This is a genomic window from Ureibacillus sp. FSL K6-0165 (assembly GCF_038004285.1).
Lineage (GTDB): Bacteria > Bacillota > Bacilli > Bacillales_A > Planococcaceae > Ureibacillus > Ureibacillus thermosphaericus.
In genome coordinates, this window is record NZ_JBBOQS010000001.1 from 790,826 (window position 1) to 808,640 (window position 17,815).

A 17,815-nucleotide genomic window follows, 5' to 3' on the forward strand; every position below is an offset into this window, starting at 1 on the left:
TTTTTTGTTATTGATTTGGTGAATTAAGTGGGGGATGCCACATGAATATAATTGAGCAATTTACTGACTTTACTCCTGTAAATATTATTTTTAGTTTATTGGACGTCATACTTGTTTGGTACGTTATATATAAAATTTTAACCCTTATAAAAGGGACGAAAGCCGTTCAGTTATTAAAAGGTTTATTCGTCATTATCATTGCAAGAATTGCAACTGAAATCTTTGGTTTGGATACATTAGGCTGGATGCTCCAAGAAGTAATTGATTGGGGATTTTTAGCGATTATTATTATTTTCACACCTGAAATTCGAAGAGCCCTTGAACAAATTGGACGCGGTAGGTTATTTCAACGTCCAGTAAATCAATTGGAAGATGAACAAGCGCGTCTTATTGAAGCAATGAAAAAAGCTGTAAGTTATATGGCGAAAAGACGAATTGGTGCACTCATTTCCATTGAAAAAGAAACAGGCTTAAACGAATATATCGAAACAGGTATTCGACTTGATGCCCATATTACGTCAGAATTGATTATTAATACTTTTATTCCAAATACCCCACTTCATGATGGAGCAGTAATTGTACAAAAAGATCGAATAGCAGCAGCGGCATGTTATTTACCATTATCAGAAAGCACATTGATATCAAAAGAACTTGGTACAAGGCATCGAGCTGCTCTTGGGTTAAGTGAAGTTACAGATGCTATCGTAGTTGTTGTATCGGAAGAAACAGGTGCAGTTAGTATTGCAGTGAATGGCAATCTACATAGAAATCTCACATTAGAAAATTTCGAATCTTTACTTAGAACATTATGGTTTGGGCCAGAAATGGAACTAGACGCATCCTCTAAGTGGACTTGGAGGGGGAAAAAACATGGATAAATTTTTTGATAATATATGGGTGTTGAGAGCAACAGCCTTCATATTAGCGTTTCTTCTCTTCTTTTACGTGAAAGCGGAATTAACTGGTGGTGGAAAAGAATCTACATCGAATAATCATGTAGATATTATTACGGATGTTCCTTTAGAGGTCTATTATGATTCCGAAAATTTAATTGTTACTGGGTTGCCAGAAACTGTAGATGTAACGATTGAAGGCCCAATGCAAATTGTGTTAAAAACAAAATTCCAAAAAGATTTTAAAGTATTTGTTGACTTAAATTCATTGTTAATTGGTGAACATAGAGTTACAATACAGCATGAAAATTTTTCTGATAAACTGAATGTGACAATTGACCCAGAGGTAGTGGATGTTGTTATTGAAGAAAAAGTAACTCAAGAGTTTAGGGTAGATCCTGAAATCAATAACCGATTGTTTGCGGAAGGTTATGTGTTAAAATCGATGATGGCTGAGCCGAGTAAAGTGATTGTAACAGGTGCCAAGAGCATAATTGAAAACATAAGTTATGTAAAAGCAACAGTTTCAGCACCGGAAGGAATTAAGGAATCTTTTACCCAAGAAGCGAATGTCAAAGTATTAGATAGTAATTTAAATAAACTAGATGTATCTATTCAACCAGAAACGGTTAATGTGACTGTTGAAGTGGAGGAATATAGCAGAGATATTCCAATCACACTCAGGCAAATAGGAACACCACAACAAGGTGTAGTAATTAATGAACTAAATACAGATACAAAGACGATTGAATTGTTTGGTCCAAAATCTATTATTGACTCCCTAAAGTCTTTAGTCGTAGAATTTGACGTATCGAAGGTTGACCGCTCAGGAAATTATGAAGTGGACCTAAACTTGCCGAAGGGAGCTACTAAATTAGGAACTGATAAAATTATTGTACGCGCTAATGTTACAAAAACACCAACTCAATCAGATTCAGTTGATGAAGAAACCGATGAAGACCAAAGTATGGATGAGCCAAATGGTGTTGATGAGGAAATAAAAAGCGAATAAAATCTTGAATTTCAAAATAAAAAACTACTCAAATAACATAAATTGCTTGGTTTTGATTCCATGAATTATTCAAATATGGAATGTCAAGTGTTGAAGGAGAGAATAGTTATGGGAAAATATTTTGGAACAGACGGCGTACGAGGAGTCGCAAATACAGAGCTCTCCCCGGAACTTGCATTTAAATTAGGTCGTGTAGGGGGATACATTTTAACCAAAAATGCTAATGAAAGACCAAAAGTCATCATTGGTCGAGATACAAGAATTTCTGGTCATATGTTAGAAGGAGCGTTAGTTGCTGGGTTGCTTTCTATTGGAGTTGAAGTCATGAGATTAGGTGTCATTAGCACACCGGGTGTTGCTTATCTAACTCGAGTAATGAATGCAGATGCAGGAATTATGATTTCAGCTTCACATAATCCAGTTCAAGATAACGGAATTAAATTTTTCGGTCCAGATGGTTATAAATTAACAGATGAACAAGAAGAAGAGATTGAAAAATTACTAGATGCTGAGGTAGATACACTGCCGAGACCAATTGGGGCAGATTTAGGCACAGTCAGCGATTATTTTGAAGGTGGTCAGAAATACATCTCCTATCTAAAACAAACGGTTGATGAAGATTTTGAAGGTATTCACGTTGCGATTGACTGTGCGAACGGAGCTACTTCTTCATTAGCAACGCATTTATTTGCAGATTTAGAGGCAGATATTTCAACAATGGGTGCTTCTCCGGATGGATTAAATATTAATGATGGAGTAGGTTCTACACACCCTGAAAAGCTGGCAGAATTCGTTGTGGAAAGAGAAGCGGATGTTGGGCTAGCCTTTGACGGCGATGGAGATCGATTGATTGCAGTCGATGAAAAAGGGAATATTGTCGATGGCGACCAAATCATGTTTATCATCGGGAAATATTTAAATAGTAAAGGGCTTTTAAAGAAAAATACAATCGTTTCGACTGTGATGAGCAACATGGGATTCTATAAAGCATTAGAAGAAAACGGAATGACTAGTATACAAACGCCTGTTGGTGACCGCTATGTCGTTGAAGAAATGCGTAAAAATGGTTACAACCTAGGTGGCGAACAATCTGGCCACATCGTATTCCTTGATTACAACACTACTGGCGATGGTATGCTAACAGCTATCCAATTAGTAAATATTATGAAATTAACAGGTAAGCGTTTATCTGAACTAGCATCAGAAATGAAAGTATTCCCGCAACGTTTAGTTAACGTACGTGTTACAGATAAAAATAAAGTGAAGGACAATCCAAAAGTGCAAGAAGCAATTAAAGAAGTGGAAGATGTACTTGGAAACAATGGTCGAGTACTAGTTCGTCCTTCTGGAACAGAACCATTAGTTCGAGTAATGGTGGAAGCACCAACGGATGAAGAATGTGAAAGCTATGTAAATCGCATTGCAGAAGTTGTAAAAAAAGAAATGGGTATTACTGAATAACATAAACAGTGCTGTGGGTAATGTCAAAATACATTGACTTTACACACAGCTTTTTTATTATGTCTGGATAAAAGAATCCATAAGTTTCTATGTTATCGGGAGTTATATCTGCACATGAATAATTATTATTTACACAAGGGAGGTATTCATCTGCACAAGCTAAAGTTGCATCCACACAAGTTACGGAAACATCAGCACGAGCAGGAATTACATCCACACAAGCTGTGGAATCATCCGCGCAAATTGATAATTTATCTACACAAGCTAGTACCCTAACCACACAAGTGAAGAGGTTATCTGCACAAGTGGGCCATCATTCATATCCATACGAGTTTAAACTACATTTGTGAAATATCCCCGCAAGCTGTTTTTCATCCATCTTTTTGATTATTTACAGAAGGAATCGGCAATAGTAATAAATGTGAAATATGAAAGGGAGTGTGAAATGATGGCAAAAATCGCGACATTAATTACAGATTTATTTGAGGATGTAGAATTTACAAGTCCGAAAGAAGCGTTGGAAGCTGCTGGTCATACAGTTGTGACGATTGATAAAGTAGGTAACAAAACCGTTAGAGGCAAAAAGGGAGAAGCAAAAGTCGACATTGATTATGGAATTGAAGATGTAGATCCAGATGACTTTGATGCTTTATTCATACCAGGAGGATTTTCACCGGATTTGTTGCGTGATGATGATCGAGTAGTGGCATTTGTTAAATCATTTATGAAAGCGAATAAGCTTGTATTTGCCATTTGTCACGGGCCTCAACTTTTAATTTCGGCAAGAGAATTAAAAGGACGTGACGTGACAGGATATAAGTCGATTCGAGTCGATTTAGAAAATGCCGGTGCAAAATTCCATGACGAGCCAGTTGTTGTATGTGGCAATCAGTTAGTTACAAGCAGAACACCAGATGATTTACCTGAATTTAACCGAGAAATTGTAAATTTATTAAAGGAGAAAGAGTTTCAGAAATAAAATAACATTCATTGCCTTTGATACCCCTTATAATAAAAATAAATTCTATGAATTTGCTTGCCCAAGCTAGGGAATTTCCTATCTTGGGCAAATTTATTTGGAATATTGTAACTCTTGATATCTAAAAATAAATAAGTAACATTAGTAAATCATTGACGTATAGATACATATTCTGTATGATGAGAATGCTTAATTTTTTATAAATATAATTTCCAGTTTTTAGAAAAATTAAGCGAGCGCGGTAAAGGAGGTTAGTTTCGCGCTATATAAATGCGATGGAAAACAATGAAAGCGCCAGGACTAAGGAAATCGGACGGTAATCAATCCTTAGTTGACGAGGTGGAGGTTTATCGAAATATTCGGCGGATGCCTCCCGATCGCATTGCCCGGTCGTAATTTCGTTCTTAAAACATAAAAGCAATTTTATGGACAAAGGAACGAAAAGGCAAAGCAATAAAAAATAAATCGCGATATCAAACCTACAATTCTTTTTTTGGACATATTGAACTGGACAGAGTTCAAATTCAAAAAAAGAGCAAAAAAGTAGGTTTAGTTTTCTGTTGCCTTTTTCAGGTAACAAAATTCTACAATTTTTTGGAAAATTGATAGTATGGTATCGCTTATTGACGGAGGTATGTAAATGTGTGGAATAGTTGGATATAACGGATATTTAGATGCAAAGGAAATCTTATTAAAAGGACTAGAAAAGCTCGAATACCGCGGCTATGATTCAGCAGGTATAGCCATTCAAAATCAAGAAGGAATTACAGTTTTCAAAGAAAAAGGAAGAATTGCTGACTTACGCAAAATTGTAGACGACAAAATGAAAGGAAACATCGGCATTGGTCATACACGTTGGGCAACACACGGTGAGCCTAATAAAATCAATGCGCATCCACATCAAAGTCTTTCTGGCCGATTTACGATTGTACACAACGGAGTCATTGAAAACTATCACCTACTACAAAAAGAATATTTAAAAGATGCTCCAATGCAATCAGATACAGATACAGAGGTAATTGTCCAGCTTGTAGAATTGTTCTCTAATGAAGGTTCATCAACTGAAGAAGCGTTTCGTAAGACCCTATCTTTATTGCATGGCTCCTATGCGATTGCTTTACTTGATATGGAAAATACTGAAACCATCTTTGTTGCTAAAAACAAATCACCATTGCTTGTCGGTGTAGGTGAAGGATTTAATGTAGTTGCATCGGATGCAATGGCGATGTTGCAAGTGACAAATCAATTTATTGAATTACATGATAAAGAAGTTGTATTGGTTTCGAAGGATAAAGTTGAAATTTCTACAATAGATGGACGTCAAATTGAACGGAAACCTTATACAGTGGAGCTAGATGCTAGCGACATTGAAAAAGGAACATATCCTCATTACATGTTAAAAGAAATGGATGAGCAGCCTGGTGTCGTTCGAAAAATCATTCAAGAATATAGTAATAATGCTGGAGAATTAACAATTGATGAAGCAATATTATCTGCTTTACGCAATGCGGATCGAATTTATATCATTGCGGCAGGAACGAGCTACCATGCAGGACTTGTAGGAAAACAATACTTTGAAAAGCTTGCTGGAATTCCGGTGGAGGTTCATATTTCTAGTGAGTTCGGCTATAATATGCCATTACTATCTGAAAAACCACTCTTTATATTTATTTCTCAATCTGGTGAAACAGCGGATAGCAGACAGGTGCTTGTAAAAGTAAAAGAATTAGGCTATCCTACGTTAACCATTACAAATGTTGCGGGTTCAACGCTTTCCCGTGAAGCGGATTACACGCTATTACTACACGCTGGTCCCGAAATTGCCGTTGCTTCAACAAAAGCATATGTGGCACAATTAGCCGTTTTAGCAATTGCTGCTTATGTTACGGGTAAAAGCAAAGGAAACATCATGAACTTCGATTTAAAAACAGAGCTTGCTTTTGCTGCAAATGCAATTCAAACAATCGTGGATTCTAAAGAAGAACTGCATAACATCTCAAATGAATATTTAAATCATACTCGTAATGCGTTCTTCATTGGTCGAAATATCGATTATTATGTAAGTTTAGAAGGCGCACTTAAATTAAAGGAAATATCGTATATTCAAGCGGAAGGTTTTGCTGGTGGGGAGTTAAAGCATGGAACGATTGCATTAATTGAAAATGGAACACCTGTCTTTGCTCTCGTTACACAAGAGCCAGTGGCATTAAATATCCGCGGTAACGTGAAAGAAGTAGTGGCACGTGGTGCTAATGCATGCGTTATTTCAATGGAAGGTTTAAATGAAGACGAAGACCGACTTGTCATTCCGAAAGTGCATGCTCTTCTTACGCCGCTTGTTGCTGTAGTGCCGTTGCAGTTCATTAGTTACTATGCTGCTTTAGATCGTGGATGCGATGTTGACAAACCGCGAAATTTGGCGAAGTCTGTAACAGTGGAGTAAATAATCAATACACTTTTAACCTTTTGTTAAAGTAAAAAAGTTGTGAACTAATATAAAACCTATCCTCAATAAGGTGATGGATAGGTTTTATTTTTTATTTTAAATATGGAGTATGCAATGTGTATCGAATTTCAACTACATCTATGTTGCGGAGGTAGCATTTAGATAAATCTATTTGAACGAAAGCTAACTACTCAGCCTTCAATACTATCTAAAAAACTAATGTGCTCTTCAACGATAGGGTGCTATTCCGTAGAAAAATCAGCATTGTTTTCTATATTGAGGAACAACATTTTTTATGAATTTATATCATCACCTTCTCGTTTGAAGGTGATATTTTATTTTTAATACATATGGTGTAAAGATAATTCGTATTATTAATACGTTAAATATCTGTATTTAATCACGTATACAATTAATTGAAGGGTGAAAAATATTATGGAATTATTTGCTATGGATTAAAGATTTTGTGCTATACTTTTTATTAGGAAAAATAGAAAATAAATGTAGAATTTTGACAAGGAATTGAGTGGAGTTGAGTAGAAAAGTGTTGCAACGAGCCATTTCAATGTTAACCAAATCAGATCTCAAATATGGTAATAATATACCAGAATGGCTAAAAGATGAATATTCTTATTGGGAAAAAGTTGTTTCTGATAAGAATTTCCCTTGCCACTTTGGAACTATCGCTGAGAAAAAAGGCGATTTAAGATATTTTTATATAGAAAATCATGATTTAAGCCCTCTACCGAATGTATTAAGAGAGTTTTTGAAATTATCAAGAGAAAATGAGCATAATAAACATGCTTTGGTTGTTTTTGTGCAACCTGAAATTCCAGAACAGTCATTTGATTACTATGAAAATTATTTTTGGAATATTTTAAAATATCTACATGAGAATGATGAAAAAGAATGGAATGCAAATATTCCAACTGATCCAGATGATCCACTTTGGGAATTTTGTTTTGATGGAGAACCTATTTTTGTATCAGCTAATATGCCAGCATATAAACATAGAATTACTAGGAACATGGGAAAAAGCCTTATATTGATCTTTCAACCTAGAAGAATTTTTGCTGATATTACTCCAAAGGCTATTGATTTAATTCGATCAAAAGTAGAGTCGATAGAAAATCTCCCAATCCATCCGGATCTAGGAAGATATGGAGACGAAAGCAACAGAGAATGGAAACAGTATATAATCACTGATGACAATAATCCAAGAAAAGGGGTATGTCCATTCCATCCTAAATCTTGATAATCAGAATTACTGATTTGTACATCATACTAAGTTTATAAAGGTGTGTGGGGTTTTATGGCATTGTATCTTACTTATGTTATTGTGGGCCTTTCTATTGCCATGCCAATTGGAGCCATTTCTGTAGAAATGATCAAGCAAGGTCTCAAGAATGGCTTTTGGCATGGTTGGGCTGTTGGATTAGGAGGTATGACGATTGATTTAGCTTTAATCGCAGCATTTTATTTCGGATTATCCTCCATTTTGAAGCAACCGTTTATTCAAATCCCGATGTGGATTGTTGGTGCAGTATTTTTGTTTTTAATTGGTTATGATTCTATTAAAAATGCGGATCATGATATCACATTATCAGGTGAAAAGCCAACAAAATCTTGGTTTTCTTCATATAGAAATGGTTTTCTTGTTGCGATATCTCCAGGGAATATAGTGTTTTGGCTAAGCGTATTCGGGTCGGTTCTTACCAACTCATATGATATGGCGAATCCAATTAAATTTATCACCATTGGGACGGGTGTGTTAACCGGAATTTTACTACATGACATTGGCTTATTAACCATTGTTTCTACTACAAGAAAGTTAATGAGCCGTTCGATGATAAAAGTAAGTTCTATTATTGCTGGTATAGTGTTAATTGGTTTTTCGGGTTATTTTGTTTATGAAGCTATTTCTGCAGTTAAACAATTGATTTAAATTATTTGGTGTTTGTCGACGGTAAATCTGACAGAATGAAGGTTGACGAGTTACCACATTTATGGTTTCTCATGTAAGAGCATAAGGAATTTTTGCCCTCACTGAAGGTGTGGAATCAGGCAGGGCCTGATAAAACGTAACAAAGAGGCTGTCCCAAAAGATCGGTAAAACGACCTTTTTGAGGACAGCCTCCTGCTTTTTCTTTTACATTATTTGGATATTTTTTGTTCTCTCAAAGGATCTGCTTCTTCTCATCCCCGTATGTTCTCCCTTTTTCTTTTTATTGGGTGGACGGTGGCCGCCCACTTTTTCAAATTGTGTGCAACACAAATCCCCCCCATTCCATGGTAATTTCTTTAGGGCAATGGGATATTGAGTTTGTGTTAGGCGATGCCGCGTATGGCAGCGAAAAGATTCGACAAACAGCCGAACAAGCAGGAATCTTATTCCTTTCTCCCATCAACCGCCGAAAATAGCGAGGAACGGAAAGATGCCTATGGCCGGGTTCTTCCTGTCTTTTTGAAAACGAGGTTTGGCCAATGGCTGTTTGGGCTTCGCCGCGGGATTGAACGGGTATTTAACGAGCGAAAGAGTGATGGGGTGGAACAGCCACGATGGTATGGATTTCATCGATATTTACTACATGTGTTATGCTGCATCCTTATGCATAACTTCGAGTTTTTACTCTAGTTTTGCAACACCATCATCAATTTGATGAACGGGGATATTTTATAATTCTAGATACATTTGAGTTCCGATAATCTTGATTATGTTGCATCTCAAATTTCTCAATGAAATGAGGATGTCCCAAAAGTGTTCGCATAGCGTTCGCTTTTGGGACATCCTCATTTTAAATAAATAAATTCTAATTAATAAAATCAGATAAGCATAAAAATAGCCCTTGCATGAGATCTTCTTAAAATGAAAGTGCGACCAAACATCAAAAGGAGAATCCCCATGCAAGAGCACTTTCATCTTACAACAGATCGAGCCAAACTTCAAAAACAATATGCAGCGATTTTATTCTTTGTATCCGCTCAACTGTCGAGCATCCAGATTCATCTTCAACGTCGAAATCGTCATTGGTTGAAACAGAAAGACGAAGTCATCATCACCATCCATGTCCTTGGAAAGTTGCTGGGCTTCACTTCCGAACGGGCTTGGCACCAGTTTGTGATCGGGAATTTGTTTCCCAAGGCCTTGTTCCCTGAACGTTCTCGGTACAACCATCGCTACCGAGCGCTTGGCTTTGCGACCAAGTGGATACGGCACCAGCTGGCCAAACGCGGGCAGACCATGCGTATGCGGTCGTGGACAGCTTGCCGATCGATCGGTGTCATTCATCCCGAATGTATCGTGCCAAACGGTTTCGTGGAATTGCCGATATTGGCTATTGTGCTTCGAAAAAGATCGCTTTCTATGGGTTGAAACTTCATCTGCAGGTCACCGACCAAGGGCTTCCGATGGGATATGTCGTCACTGAAGCGTCTTGTCATGATCGGATGGCTGCGGAGACCGTCATGACACAAATTCCACATCCGTATAACCTAGGTGACAAAGGGTATATCAGCCAAAAGCTGCAAAAGAAGCTGTACGAAGAGCATCGAATCGCTTTTTGGACGCCCGTTCGAAAAAATCAGCGAATTCGCCAATCGGACGCATGGAAACAGTGGATGAAGCGAAAACGTAAAGTGGTGGAAACCGTGTTTTCGATTTTAGTCGATTCGTATCGGATCACCGAGATTCGAGCAAACTCGGTTTCTGGATTTGAAACGGCACTGGATGGTATTTTACTGGCTTACTCCTTGTTGTTCTTGGGCTAGTTGAGCGTTAAGACTCAACTAGCACCACGGGTTTTTAATACATAAGTATTTACTTATATAAAGAATGATGGTATGTTATATATAAGCAATTGCTTATATAAAGAATTGGAGGTTTCATTTTGGATTTATTAGAAAAACAATTAAAAGCATTGGCAGATAAAAATCGTCTAACGCTCTTAGCTTGTATGAAAAATGGTGAGGTATGTGTTTGTGAATTTGTTGAAGTGCTCGGTATTTCGCAACCTGCTGTTAGCCAGCAGTTAAAAAAGTTAAAAGATGCAGGCATAATTTTAGAAAGAAAAGAAGGTACGTGGAAATATTATCGAATTGCTGATCAACTGTCCCCTGTTGTCGAAGCAGTTATTAACGAATTAAAAACTAATGATGGAGGAAATACATGTTCTTGTTAGCAAGAACTCTCTATCACAACATAAATGTTTGTTATTTGGCAGCCTAGGTGACTGAATATTGGTGGGACTACTATGGAAGGAGCTGTAATAGTCTTACTTGTTGGCATTGTTATTTCTCTTATGTTGGCTTAGTAATCAATAGAATGAATGCTATGCTGTTAGTTCAAATCGCCCGTTACTCTTGTGTGGTTATATGTACTTTCAGGAAAAGGGGTCAAAATCTCATGGGGGATGTATTTGAAAACAGGGATTCTATTAACGATACCTATTTTGTTGTTTACTTTAATCGGTCTTTATGTCGCACTACGTATTTTTAATGAAAGGTGTTTATTTTATGGAAAAGAAAACGTTGTATTTTTTATGTACTGGCAACTCATGTCGTTCACAAATGGCTGAAGGGTTTGCCAAAAAATATTTATCAGACTGGAATATTAAAAGTGCGGGCATTGAAGCACATGGATTAAACCCGATGGCTGTAAAAGCAATGGCTGAAGTTGGCATCGATATTTCAAATCAAACGTCAGATACCATTGACCACAATATTTTAAATAACGCCACGCTCGTCGTGACTCTGTGTGAAGATGCAGCTGACAAATGTCCTGTAACGCCACCTCATGTAAAACGAGAACATTGGAAATTTGATGATCCAGCAAAAGCGAGTGGAACAGAAGAAGAAAAATGGCTTGTATTTAAAACAGTACGGGATGCGATTGAAGAACGAATACGATTGTTTGCTAGGGAGAAAAACTGATGCGAATACACAAATCTGGCAATAAATCAGTCGAATTTTTCACGTCATATATGCAACTTGTTTTACAAACTAACATCACTACAGTTGAAAATCTTGAAGAATATATGACTCAACACTTTTTTCAAAGTGATCTATCTTCACTTGGTCCTATTACGCTTGCTAATTTTAAACAGGCGCTTCAAATAATTTTAAGAAATGAGGAATGAAAATGGAATTTACTATCTTACCAAATTCATCTTGTTGCACACCTAATTCAGGGTGTTGTGAATTAAAATATCCAGTTGCTATCATTGGTGCAGGTCCTATTGGATTAGCTGCCGCTGCCCATTTAAAGTCTTACAATCTGCCATTTATCATATTCGAAAAAAATGAGGTTGCTGCAAATGTTGCTTCTTGGGAGCATGTTCAGCTATTTTCTTCTTGGAAATATAATGTAGACAGTGCTGCTAAACAAATATTAGAAAAAAACGGCTGGAAGATGCCGAATAAAGAAGAAATTCCAACAGGTAAAGCATTACGAGAAGACTATTTACTTCCTCTAAGTGAGCTATTTAAAGAGCAGCTTCATACGAATGAAGAAGTAATTGCGATTACAAAATTAGATACTGATAAAATGAAATCGTCTAATCGAGCAAATAAGCCTTTTTTAATTTTCACTAAAAACGGGCAGGCAACAAAGATGTATAAAGCTAGCGCAATTATTGATGCGACAGGTACATGGGGAAATCCGAATCCTGCTGCTAGTCATGGGGTAATGTTACCAAGCGAAAAAGCAGCCAGACATAAAATTAATTATCAAATTCCTAACGTGCCAGCTAATATTTCACGCTATGCAAACAAACGGATTGCAGTTATAGGCGGAGGACATTCAGCAATCAATTCACTACTTCAATTAGTGGAATTAAAAGATGCCCATCCACAAACTGAAATTACATGGATTTTACGCAAAAAACGAGTGGAAGATGCTCTAGGTGGTGGAACTGCCGATGAATTAGCTGCACGTGGTGAACTTGGCTTAAAAATGAAAAAAATCCTCTCTGAAAAAGTGATTTATGTAGAAACACCTTTTTATATTCAATCTATTTTCGAAAAAGAAGAAGGATTGATTCTTAAAGGTACAGATAAAAAAATTGGTCCGTTCGACGAATTAATTGTCAATACTGGCAATCGTCCAGACTTCTCATTTATTAGTGAACTACGTTATGAGGTTGATCCTGCAACAGAAGCTGTTACAAAATTAGCACCACTTATTAATCCAAACTTGCATAGTTGCGGGACTGTTCCACCACATGGAGAAAAGGAATTGCGTCAACCAGAAACGAATTTTTATATCGTTGGTTCAAAATCATATGGACGCGCTCCAACATTCTTAATGGCTACTGGTTATGAACAAGTACGTTCAATTGTTGCGCATCTTGCAGGAGATACAGAAGCAGCTCTTGATGTGAAATTATCACTTCCTGAAACGGGTGTTTGTCATACAGGTATTGATGGGTGTTGCCAATAATAAAGGGGTTTTGTATAATGATTCGTTTTTTAGAAAAGGAAGATATACCAGATGTACTAAAAATTTATCAATTAGGAATTGATACGGGAATTGCTACATTTGAATCAAAAGCTCCTTCTATAAAGGAATGGGACAAAAAATATCATCCGTATCTTCGATATGTCTATGAAGAAAATAAAAAGATTTTGGGTTGGGTATCCATTACACCTGTTTCTTCAAGAGAGGTTTATAAAGGCGTAGGAGAAGTTAGTATTTATGTTCACCCTCAAGCACAGGGCAAAGGGGTAGGTACACAATTACTTCAACATTTAATTGAGAAAGCCAAACTCTCGGGTTACTGGATGTTGCAAGCATCTATATTTGAAGTGAATTTAGCTAGTATCCACCTTCACAAAAAGGCAGGATTTGTAATTGTGGGTGTACGAAAAGGGATTGCTAAAAAGAATGGCCAATGGACGAACACAATATTGATGGATAAACATTTAATTCTTGATTAACGTTTAACAGTTATAAATATAAATAATCTTCAACAATCGGGAGCGTTTACAGAGTATTGTAGTAAAAAACAGTATGCTGTATTTTTTATAAGCAGCATTTACAAATAACGGAAGTTCAGTTCACAACTTTATTATTCATTCCAATTTATTTGAAGTGGATAAAAATGGTTTTTAGGTTCATAACTTTATTATTTTTCAAAAGTTAGTCATATAAAATGCGGATTTGAAGAGTTGATAGTTCACAGCTTTATTATTTGTTTACATGTTGTTGACGACTAATAAATTCATGAACTAATGAAAATTTTAATACCTATCCAAACATAAGAAGGATAGGTCTTATTGTTTAATAGAGAGTGGGATAATAATAGACTACTTCCTCAATCCTTCTGTTTCATTAACATAAAGGATATCTAAAATGTAAGTCTGTTCATCATTTAATTGTTATACATATTCATCATTAGATTTTTAAATAAATTTAGGTAGCTATCTCCAATCTCTAATTACCTAGCGATTTTGATTTAAAAAGTCTTCTGTTGACAAAATCTGTGCATAAGTTCCGTTAATTGCAGCAATAAACGAATAATGTACTTGTTCAGCGGTTAGTTCAATATGATTATATCTTAAAGCTCTTGTTGTACATGCATCTTCGATTAAAGTTACTTGAAAACCTAAATCAGCAGCGGCACGAACTGTAGCATCAATACACATGTGTGTCATCATACCAACAACGACCAATTTTGTGATGTTTTTTTCTCTTAACTTTTTTTCTAAATCCGTGTTTAAGAAACTGTTAGGTGCATGTTTAATCGTAATGCTTTCTGAATCTAAAGGCTTCACACTTGAATGAATTTCAACGCCCTCCGTATCAGGGAGTAAGTAACCCTTAGAAGGATCCACTACAATAGGTTGTACGTGAAAAATCTTCTCTTTATTGTATTGTCGGAAACATTTTAAAACTTTCGCTGCATTTGCTGCTGCTTGTTCAGCTTTATTTAACTCAAGCTTCCATTAGGAAAATAATCATTTTGAATATCGATTATTATTAATGCTGTGTTCATCAAAATCACCTCATTAAGAATTTGTTATAATAAAACATAAATTTGATGTAATGATAATAAAAAATAAAACACTTCTCGATAAGTTGATGAAAGTTTTTTAGTCAAATAGGTTTCACAATGAAAGGAGTTTTAAATGAAATTAGATAATATTGATTTCCAAATACTCCAATTACTCACGCATAACGCTCGTATTCAATGGAAAGATCTCGGAGAATTGATTCATATGTCTGGTCAAGCAATAGGAAATAGAATTAAAAAAATTAGAAGATAGTGGAGTCATTAAGTCATATTCTTTGATGGTAGATGAATTAAAATTAGGTCTATACTGCGTTTATTATTATTTCCATGATTCAAATAATCACGAGGCATTTAAACATTTTATAAACAGTAAAAAAGAAATTATTGAAGCACATCGTATTTCAGGGAGCGGCTGTTTCTTATTAAAAGTTAAGTTTGATATCCAAGAGACATTAAATTCATTATTGGATGAAATTTCAAAATTTGGAAACTACCAATTACGCATATCTATTAGTGAAGTTATAAATACTCATCCAATCAACGCCATTTTGTAGGAGTATTTTTATCAATAGAAATCATGTAAAAAAATATAATCTTTCCTAAGTGAATAAAGTTATCGAAGTCGTTTCTACTCCTGTTAGAAAGCAGGCAACCATATATAATTGATAGTTTCGGACTGGATCCAATTAGGATTCAGTCTTTTTTATTTTGTATTGGCACCTTTTCATTTCGAAACGGAGTATACGGTATAAAAAATAAACTACATAGATTGTTCAAGAACGACACGGTATTGTAAAAAATGGTAATTAAAAAATTCAATATGATTAAATTAATAAATCAATGAAAGGAGTTGAGTGGTATGGTGAGTAATTCTAAGCAAAAAGAAATTGTGGCTAAAATCATGAACGAAATCGAAATAATGGATGAAAAAGAATTTGAAGCTTTATATAATCAACTGGATATTGACCATCAAATGTTTGTCGATGGAGCAATACGTAAATTTGCTGACTTTGCTGTAGACAGTGAGCATGGGGATTCTGATAAATGAAATAGTATTTGTATTATGGGATATTGAAATCCGAACCCGAACCCTCTTTTTAACAACATAAATTCAGGAGGTAGCATGGAAACAAACTTTATTTAAACTCTTATTTGTACTGCAATACAAATAGGAGTTTTTTTATTTATATAATTTGTCTTAAAAATAAATAGCGATTGCTGCAGCATAAAATACTGCGAGCAATCCCTTACTACATTACAAACCCGCCGTCGACATAAAGAGTTTGTCCAGTCATAAAGCGGCTCCAGTCAGAGGCTAAAAACAGAACAGGACCAGCAATATCTTCTGGAGTGGCAATTCGCTTTAACGGCGTTTGAGCGATAATCAGCTCCTTTAGATTTTCCTTTGTTGTTCGGCTCGCATCTGTTGGATAAACTAGACCAGGGGCGACGCAATTGACGCGGATGCCAAAGGAGCCTACTTCGACAGCCAAATTTCTACTATACCCCATAAGTGCGGTCTTGGCAGTATTGTATTCATGATACGGGACGATGGGGCGTTCAACTAAGTTTGTAATGATATTAATAATACTGCCCTGGCTTTGTTTTTTCATGATGGGGATGACTGCTTGGCAAATATAATGGGCTGAGCGTACTGCTCCATCAATTTGCCCCTGATAGTCTTCCCATTGCACTTCCCAAGCTAACTTGCGAGTTTCAGGATTAAACTGAAAGGATTTAAAGGCATTGTTAACGACTACATCAATTTTGCCTGCTTCTAACATAATCTCCTCAATCATTTGATTCACAGCCTCTTCAGATGTAACATCTCCTTGAATGGCATAACAGTCACCACCAAGCTGTATGCATTCAGCTGCCACTTTATCAGCAAGCATTTTATTCTGCAAATAATTGACAATGACAAAAGCCCCTTCCTTTGCAAAAGCACGAGCAATTGCTGCACCAATGCCGCGGCTTGCTCCGGTAACTAGGACAACTTTCCCCTCAAAGTTCATTGCTCTACCTCCAAAAATTCCTCAGTCACGACTTGAGACATGTCCAATTGATTATTCACTAAACCTAACTGTTGATATGTTTCTGCTCCCTTTTGTAATACATCGGCATCAATAGCCCCTAATCCTTTTATCTCCGTATCTTCTGAAACTGAAGAAGCATTACGTAGCTTAATTATCTCTAAATTGATGTTTTCATCTTTTCCATCAATAGCAAATTCTTTCGCAAGTTTTGCAGCTTCTTCCGGATTTTCAAGCATCCATTGGGCGCTTTCTCTGTATGCGGCAACGAAACGCTTCAATTCCTCTTTTTTCTCTTCGTACGTTTTTTCTGTCACAACAAAGACATCACTTGGTATATTTAAATAATCTCTCACTTCAATTATATTTACATCGCCTAATCCTTTTTGTTTTGCAAGGTATAATCCGGTATCCGTTGCTGCAGTTGCATCCACTTGACCCTGTATTAGTGGGGCAAAATTTGATATGCCTGTTTCCACAATCTTGACATCATCCTCCGTCAAACCAACTTGGTGGAGAAGGATTAATAAGTTTTGTCGCGTTCCACTTGTTAGGCTGTAAACACCAATTGTTTTTCCTTTCAAATCTTCTGGCTTTTCAATACCGCTTTCTTTTAACGCCACAATATTGAACACGTTCTGTGGATAAATATTATAAATAACTTTTAATTTTTCTCCTTTGGCTAAAGCAAAATAAAGAGATCCAGGGTCAGTAAAGGCAATATCTGCTTGACCGGAAAGAATATTTTTAATAGCATCTCCACCACCAGCACCGGGAATCACCTTCAAATCAATGCCTTTTTCTTTGAAAAATCCTTTTTCATCATCGACTAATAGGTTGACGGATTCTGTAATAGGCTGGCTCCAGAGTGCAACTGTCAGCTGTGCAAATGATTCTTTTTCATTCGAGCCTTCCTCTTTTGAACCGCATGCTGTTAGAAGTAATAAAAGAAATGCGATGATTATATGTTTCAACTTCATAT

Annotated in this window: 15 protein-coding genes and 5 pseudogenes; 17 read left to right on the top strand and 3 right to left on the bottom strand. The window is 36.2% G+C overall.

Annotated elements, in window-relative coordinates; genetic code table 11:
• Nucleotides 1-41: 41 nt before the first annotated feature.
• From cdaA to NST00_RS03995, 15 genes and pseudogenes are all read left to right on the top strand, one after another.
• Complete coding sequence (gene cdaA, locus NST00_RS03925) at nt 42-878, top strand: diadenylate cyclase CdaA (RefSeq protein WP_016839588.1); 837 nt, start codon at nt 42-44, stop codon at nt 876-878.
• Nucleotides 871-1,905: a CdaR family protein gene (locus NST00_RS03930; RefSeq protein ID WP_168412074.1), complete on the top strand. Its 1,035-nt coding sequence runs from the start codon at nt 871-873 to the stop codon at nt 1,903-1,905. The genes cdaA and NST00_RS03930 overlap by 8 nt, the downstream gene beginning before the upstream one ends.
• Nucleotides 1,906-2,013: 108 nt before the next feature.
• Nucleotides 2,014-3,366, top strand: a complete 1,353-nt coding sequence (glmM, locus tag NST00_RS03935; protein ID WP_096550130.1) for a phosphoglucosamine mutase — start codon at nt 2,014-2,016, stop codon at nt 3,364-3,366.
• A 448-nt stretch (nt 3,367-3,814) separates the two neighbouring features.
• Entirely contained in the window at nt 3,815-4,345 is a 531-nt protein-coding gene (locus tag NST00_RS03940) for a type 1 glutamine amidotransferase domain-containing protein (RefSeq protein WP_340704631.1), read from the top strand.
• 640 nt (nt 4,346-4,985) lie between these two features.
• The gene (gene glmS / locus NST00_RS03945; protein WP_340709651.1) at nt 4,986-6,788 is read left to right on the top strand and encodes a glutamine--fructose-6-phosphate transaminase (isomerizing); all 1,803 of its coding nucleotides are present in this window, start codon (nt 4,986-4,988) and stop codon (nt 6,786-6,788) included.
• A gap of 529 nt (nt 6,789-7,317) precedes the next feature.
• On the top strand, nt 7,318-8,046 hold the full coding sequence (locus NST00_RS03950; protein ID WP_425471037.1) for a YqcI/YcgG family protein: 729 nt from the start codon (nt 7,318-7,320) through the stop codon (nt 8,044-8,046).
• Between the two features lie 57 nt (nt 8,047-8,103).
• Entirely contained in the window at nt 8,104-8,736 is a 633-nt protein-coding gene (locus NST00_RS03955; protein WP_168412077.1) for a LysE family translocator, read from the top strand.
• A 344-nt stretch (nt 8,737-9,080) separates the two neighbouring features.
• Nucleotides 9,081-9,426: pseudogene (locus NST00_RS03960) on the top strand (transposase); the annotation flags it as partial.
• A 267-nt stretch (nt 9,427-9,693) separates the two neighbouring features.
• Nucleotides 9,694-10,570 (top strand): annotated as a pseudogene (locus NST00_RS03965) (IS982 family transposase).
• Nucleotides 10,571-10,678: 108 nt separating this feature from the next.
• The gene (locus tag NST00_RS03970; RefSeq protein ID WP_016839579.1) at nt 10,679-10,969 is read left to right on the top strand and encodes an ArsR/SmtB family transcription factor; all 291 of its coding nucleotides are present in this window, start codon (nt 10,679-10,681) and stop codon (nt 10,967-10,969) included.
• A 168-nt stretch (nt 10,970-11,137) separates the two neighbouring features.
• Nucleotides 11,138-11,284: pseudogene (locus NST00_RS03975) on the top strand (ArsB/NhaD family transporter); the annotation flags it as partial.
• 19 nt (nt 11,285-11,303) lie between these two features.
• Entirely contained in the window at nt 11,304-11,720 is a 417-nt protein-coding gene (gene arsC / locus NST00_RS03980) for an arsenate reductase (thioredoxin) (protein WP_016839578.1), read from the top strand.
• Nucleotides 11,720-11,926, top strand: a complete 207-nt coding sequence (locus NST00_RS03985; protein WP_016839577.1) for a hypothetical protein — start codon at nt 11,720-11,722, stop codon at nt 11,924-11,926. The genes arsC and NST00_RS03985 overlap by 1 nt, the downstream gene beginning before the upstream one ends.
• Before the next feature lie 2 nt (nt 11,927-11,928).
• On the top strand, nt 11,929-13,227 hold the full coding sequence (locus tag NST00_RS03990; protein WP_016839576.1) for an NAD(P)-binding domain-containing protein: 1,299 nt from the start codon (nt 11,929-11,931) through the stop codon (nt 13,225-13,227).
• Between the two features lie 17 nt (nt 13,228-13,244).
• Nucleotides 13,245-13,724, top strand: a complete 480-nt coding sequence (locus NST00_RS03995; protein WP_016839575.1) for a GNAT family N-acetyltransferase — start codon at nt 13,245-13,247, stop codon at nt 13,722-13,724.
• A gap of 504 nt (nt 13,725-14,228) precedes the next feature.
• On the opposite strand, the pseudogene NST00_RS04000 reads toward NST00_RS03995, so the two are convergent.
• Nucleotides 14,229-14,782: pseudogene (locus tag NST00_RS04000) on the bottom strand (cysteine hydrolase family protein).
• Nucleotides 14,783-14,915: 133 nt separating this feature from the next.
• On the opposite strand from NST00_RS04000, the pseudogene NST00_RS04005 reads away from it, so the two are divergent.
• Nucleotides 14,916-15,354, top strand: a pseudogene (locus NST00_RS04005) (Lrp/AsnC family transcriptional regulator).
• 305 nt (nt 15,355-15,659) lie between these two features.
• Nucleotides 15,660-15,848, top strand: a complete 189-nt coding sequence (locus NST00_RS04010) for a hypothetical protein (protein ID WP_168412078.1) — start codon at nt 15,660-15,662, stop codon at nt 15,846-15,848.
• Between the two features lie 202 nt (nt 15,849-16,050).
• Here the strand turns inward: NST00_RS04010 and NST00_RS04015 are convergent, their stop codons facing one another.
• A complete protein-coding gene (locus tag NST00_RS04015; protein ID WP_340709652.1) occupies nt 16,051-16,815 on the bottom strand; it encodes an SDR family oxidoreductase in 765 nt (254 codons plus the stop codon).
• Entirely contained in the window at nt 16,812-17,813 is a 1,002-nt protein-coding gene (locus NST00_RS04020) for an ABC transporter substrate-binding protein (protein ID WP_340709653.1), read from the bottom strand. Before NST00_RS04020 ends, NST00_RS04015 begins: the two co-directional genes overlap by 4 nt.
• Nucleotides 17,814-17,815: the final 2 nt, after the last annotated feature.

Excerpts from the sequence above, each read along its gene's own strand:
- NST00_RS03985 (WP_016839577.1), top strand. The coding sequence starts at position 11,720 with ATGCGAATACACAAATCTGGCAATAAATCAGTCGAATTTTTCACGTCA.
- NST00_RS03940 (WP_340704631.1), top strand. The coding sequence starts at position 3,815 with ATGGCAAAAATCGCGACATTAATTACAGATTTATTTGAGGATGTAGAA.
- NST00_RS04010 (WP_168412078.1), top strand. The coding sequence starts at position 15,660 with ATGGTGAGTAATTCTAAGCAAAAAGAAATTGTGGCTAAAATCATGAAC.
- glmS (WP_340709651.1), top strand. The coding sequence starts at position 4,986 with ATGTGTGGAATAGTTGGATATAACGGATATTTAGATGCAAAGGAAATC.
- glmM (WP_096550130.1), top strand. The coding sequence starts at position 2,014 with ATGGGAAAATATTTTGGAACAGACGGCGTACGAGGAGTCGCAAATACA.
- NST00_RS03930 (WP_168412074.1), top strand. The coding sequence starts at position 871 with ATGGATAAATTTTTTGATAATATATGGGTGTTGAGAGCAACAGCCTTC.
- cdaA (WP_016839588.1), top strand. The coding sequence starts at position 42 with ATGAATATAATTGAGCAATTTACTGACTTTACTCCTGTAAATATTATT.
- NST00_RS04020 (WP_340709653.1), bottom strand. The coding sequence starts at position 17,813 with ATGAAGTTGAAACATATAATCATCGCATTTCTTTTATTACTTCTAACA.
- NST00_RS03995 (WP_016839575.1), top strand. The coding sequence starts at position 13,245 with ATGATTCGTTTTTTAGAAAAGGAAGATATACCAGATGTACTAAAAATT.
- NST00_RS03955 (WP_168412077.1), top strand. The coding sequence starts at position 8,104 with ATGGCATTGTATCTTACTTATGTTATTGTGGGCCTTTCTATTGCCATG.
- arsC (WP_016839578.1), top strand. The coding sequence starts at position 11,304 with ATGGAAAAGAAAACGTTGTATTTTTTATGTACTGGCAACTCATGTCGT.
- NST00_RS03990 (WP_016839576.1), top strand. The coding sequence starts at position 11,929 with ATGGAATTTACTATCTTACCAAATTCATCTTGTTGCACACCTAATTCA.
- NST00_RS04015 (WP_340709652.1), bottom strand. The coding sequence starts at position 16,815 with ATGAACTTTGAGGGGAAAGTTGTCCTAGTTACCGGAGCAAGCCGCGGC.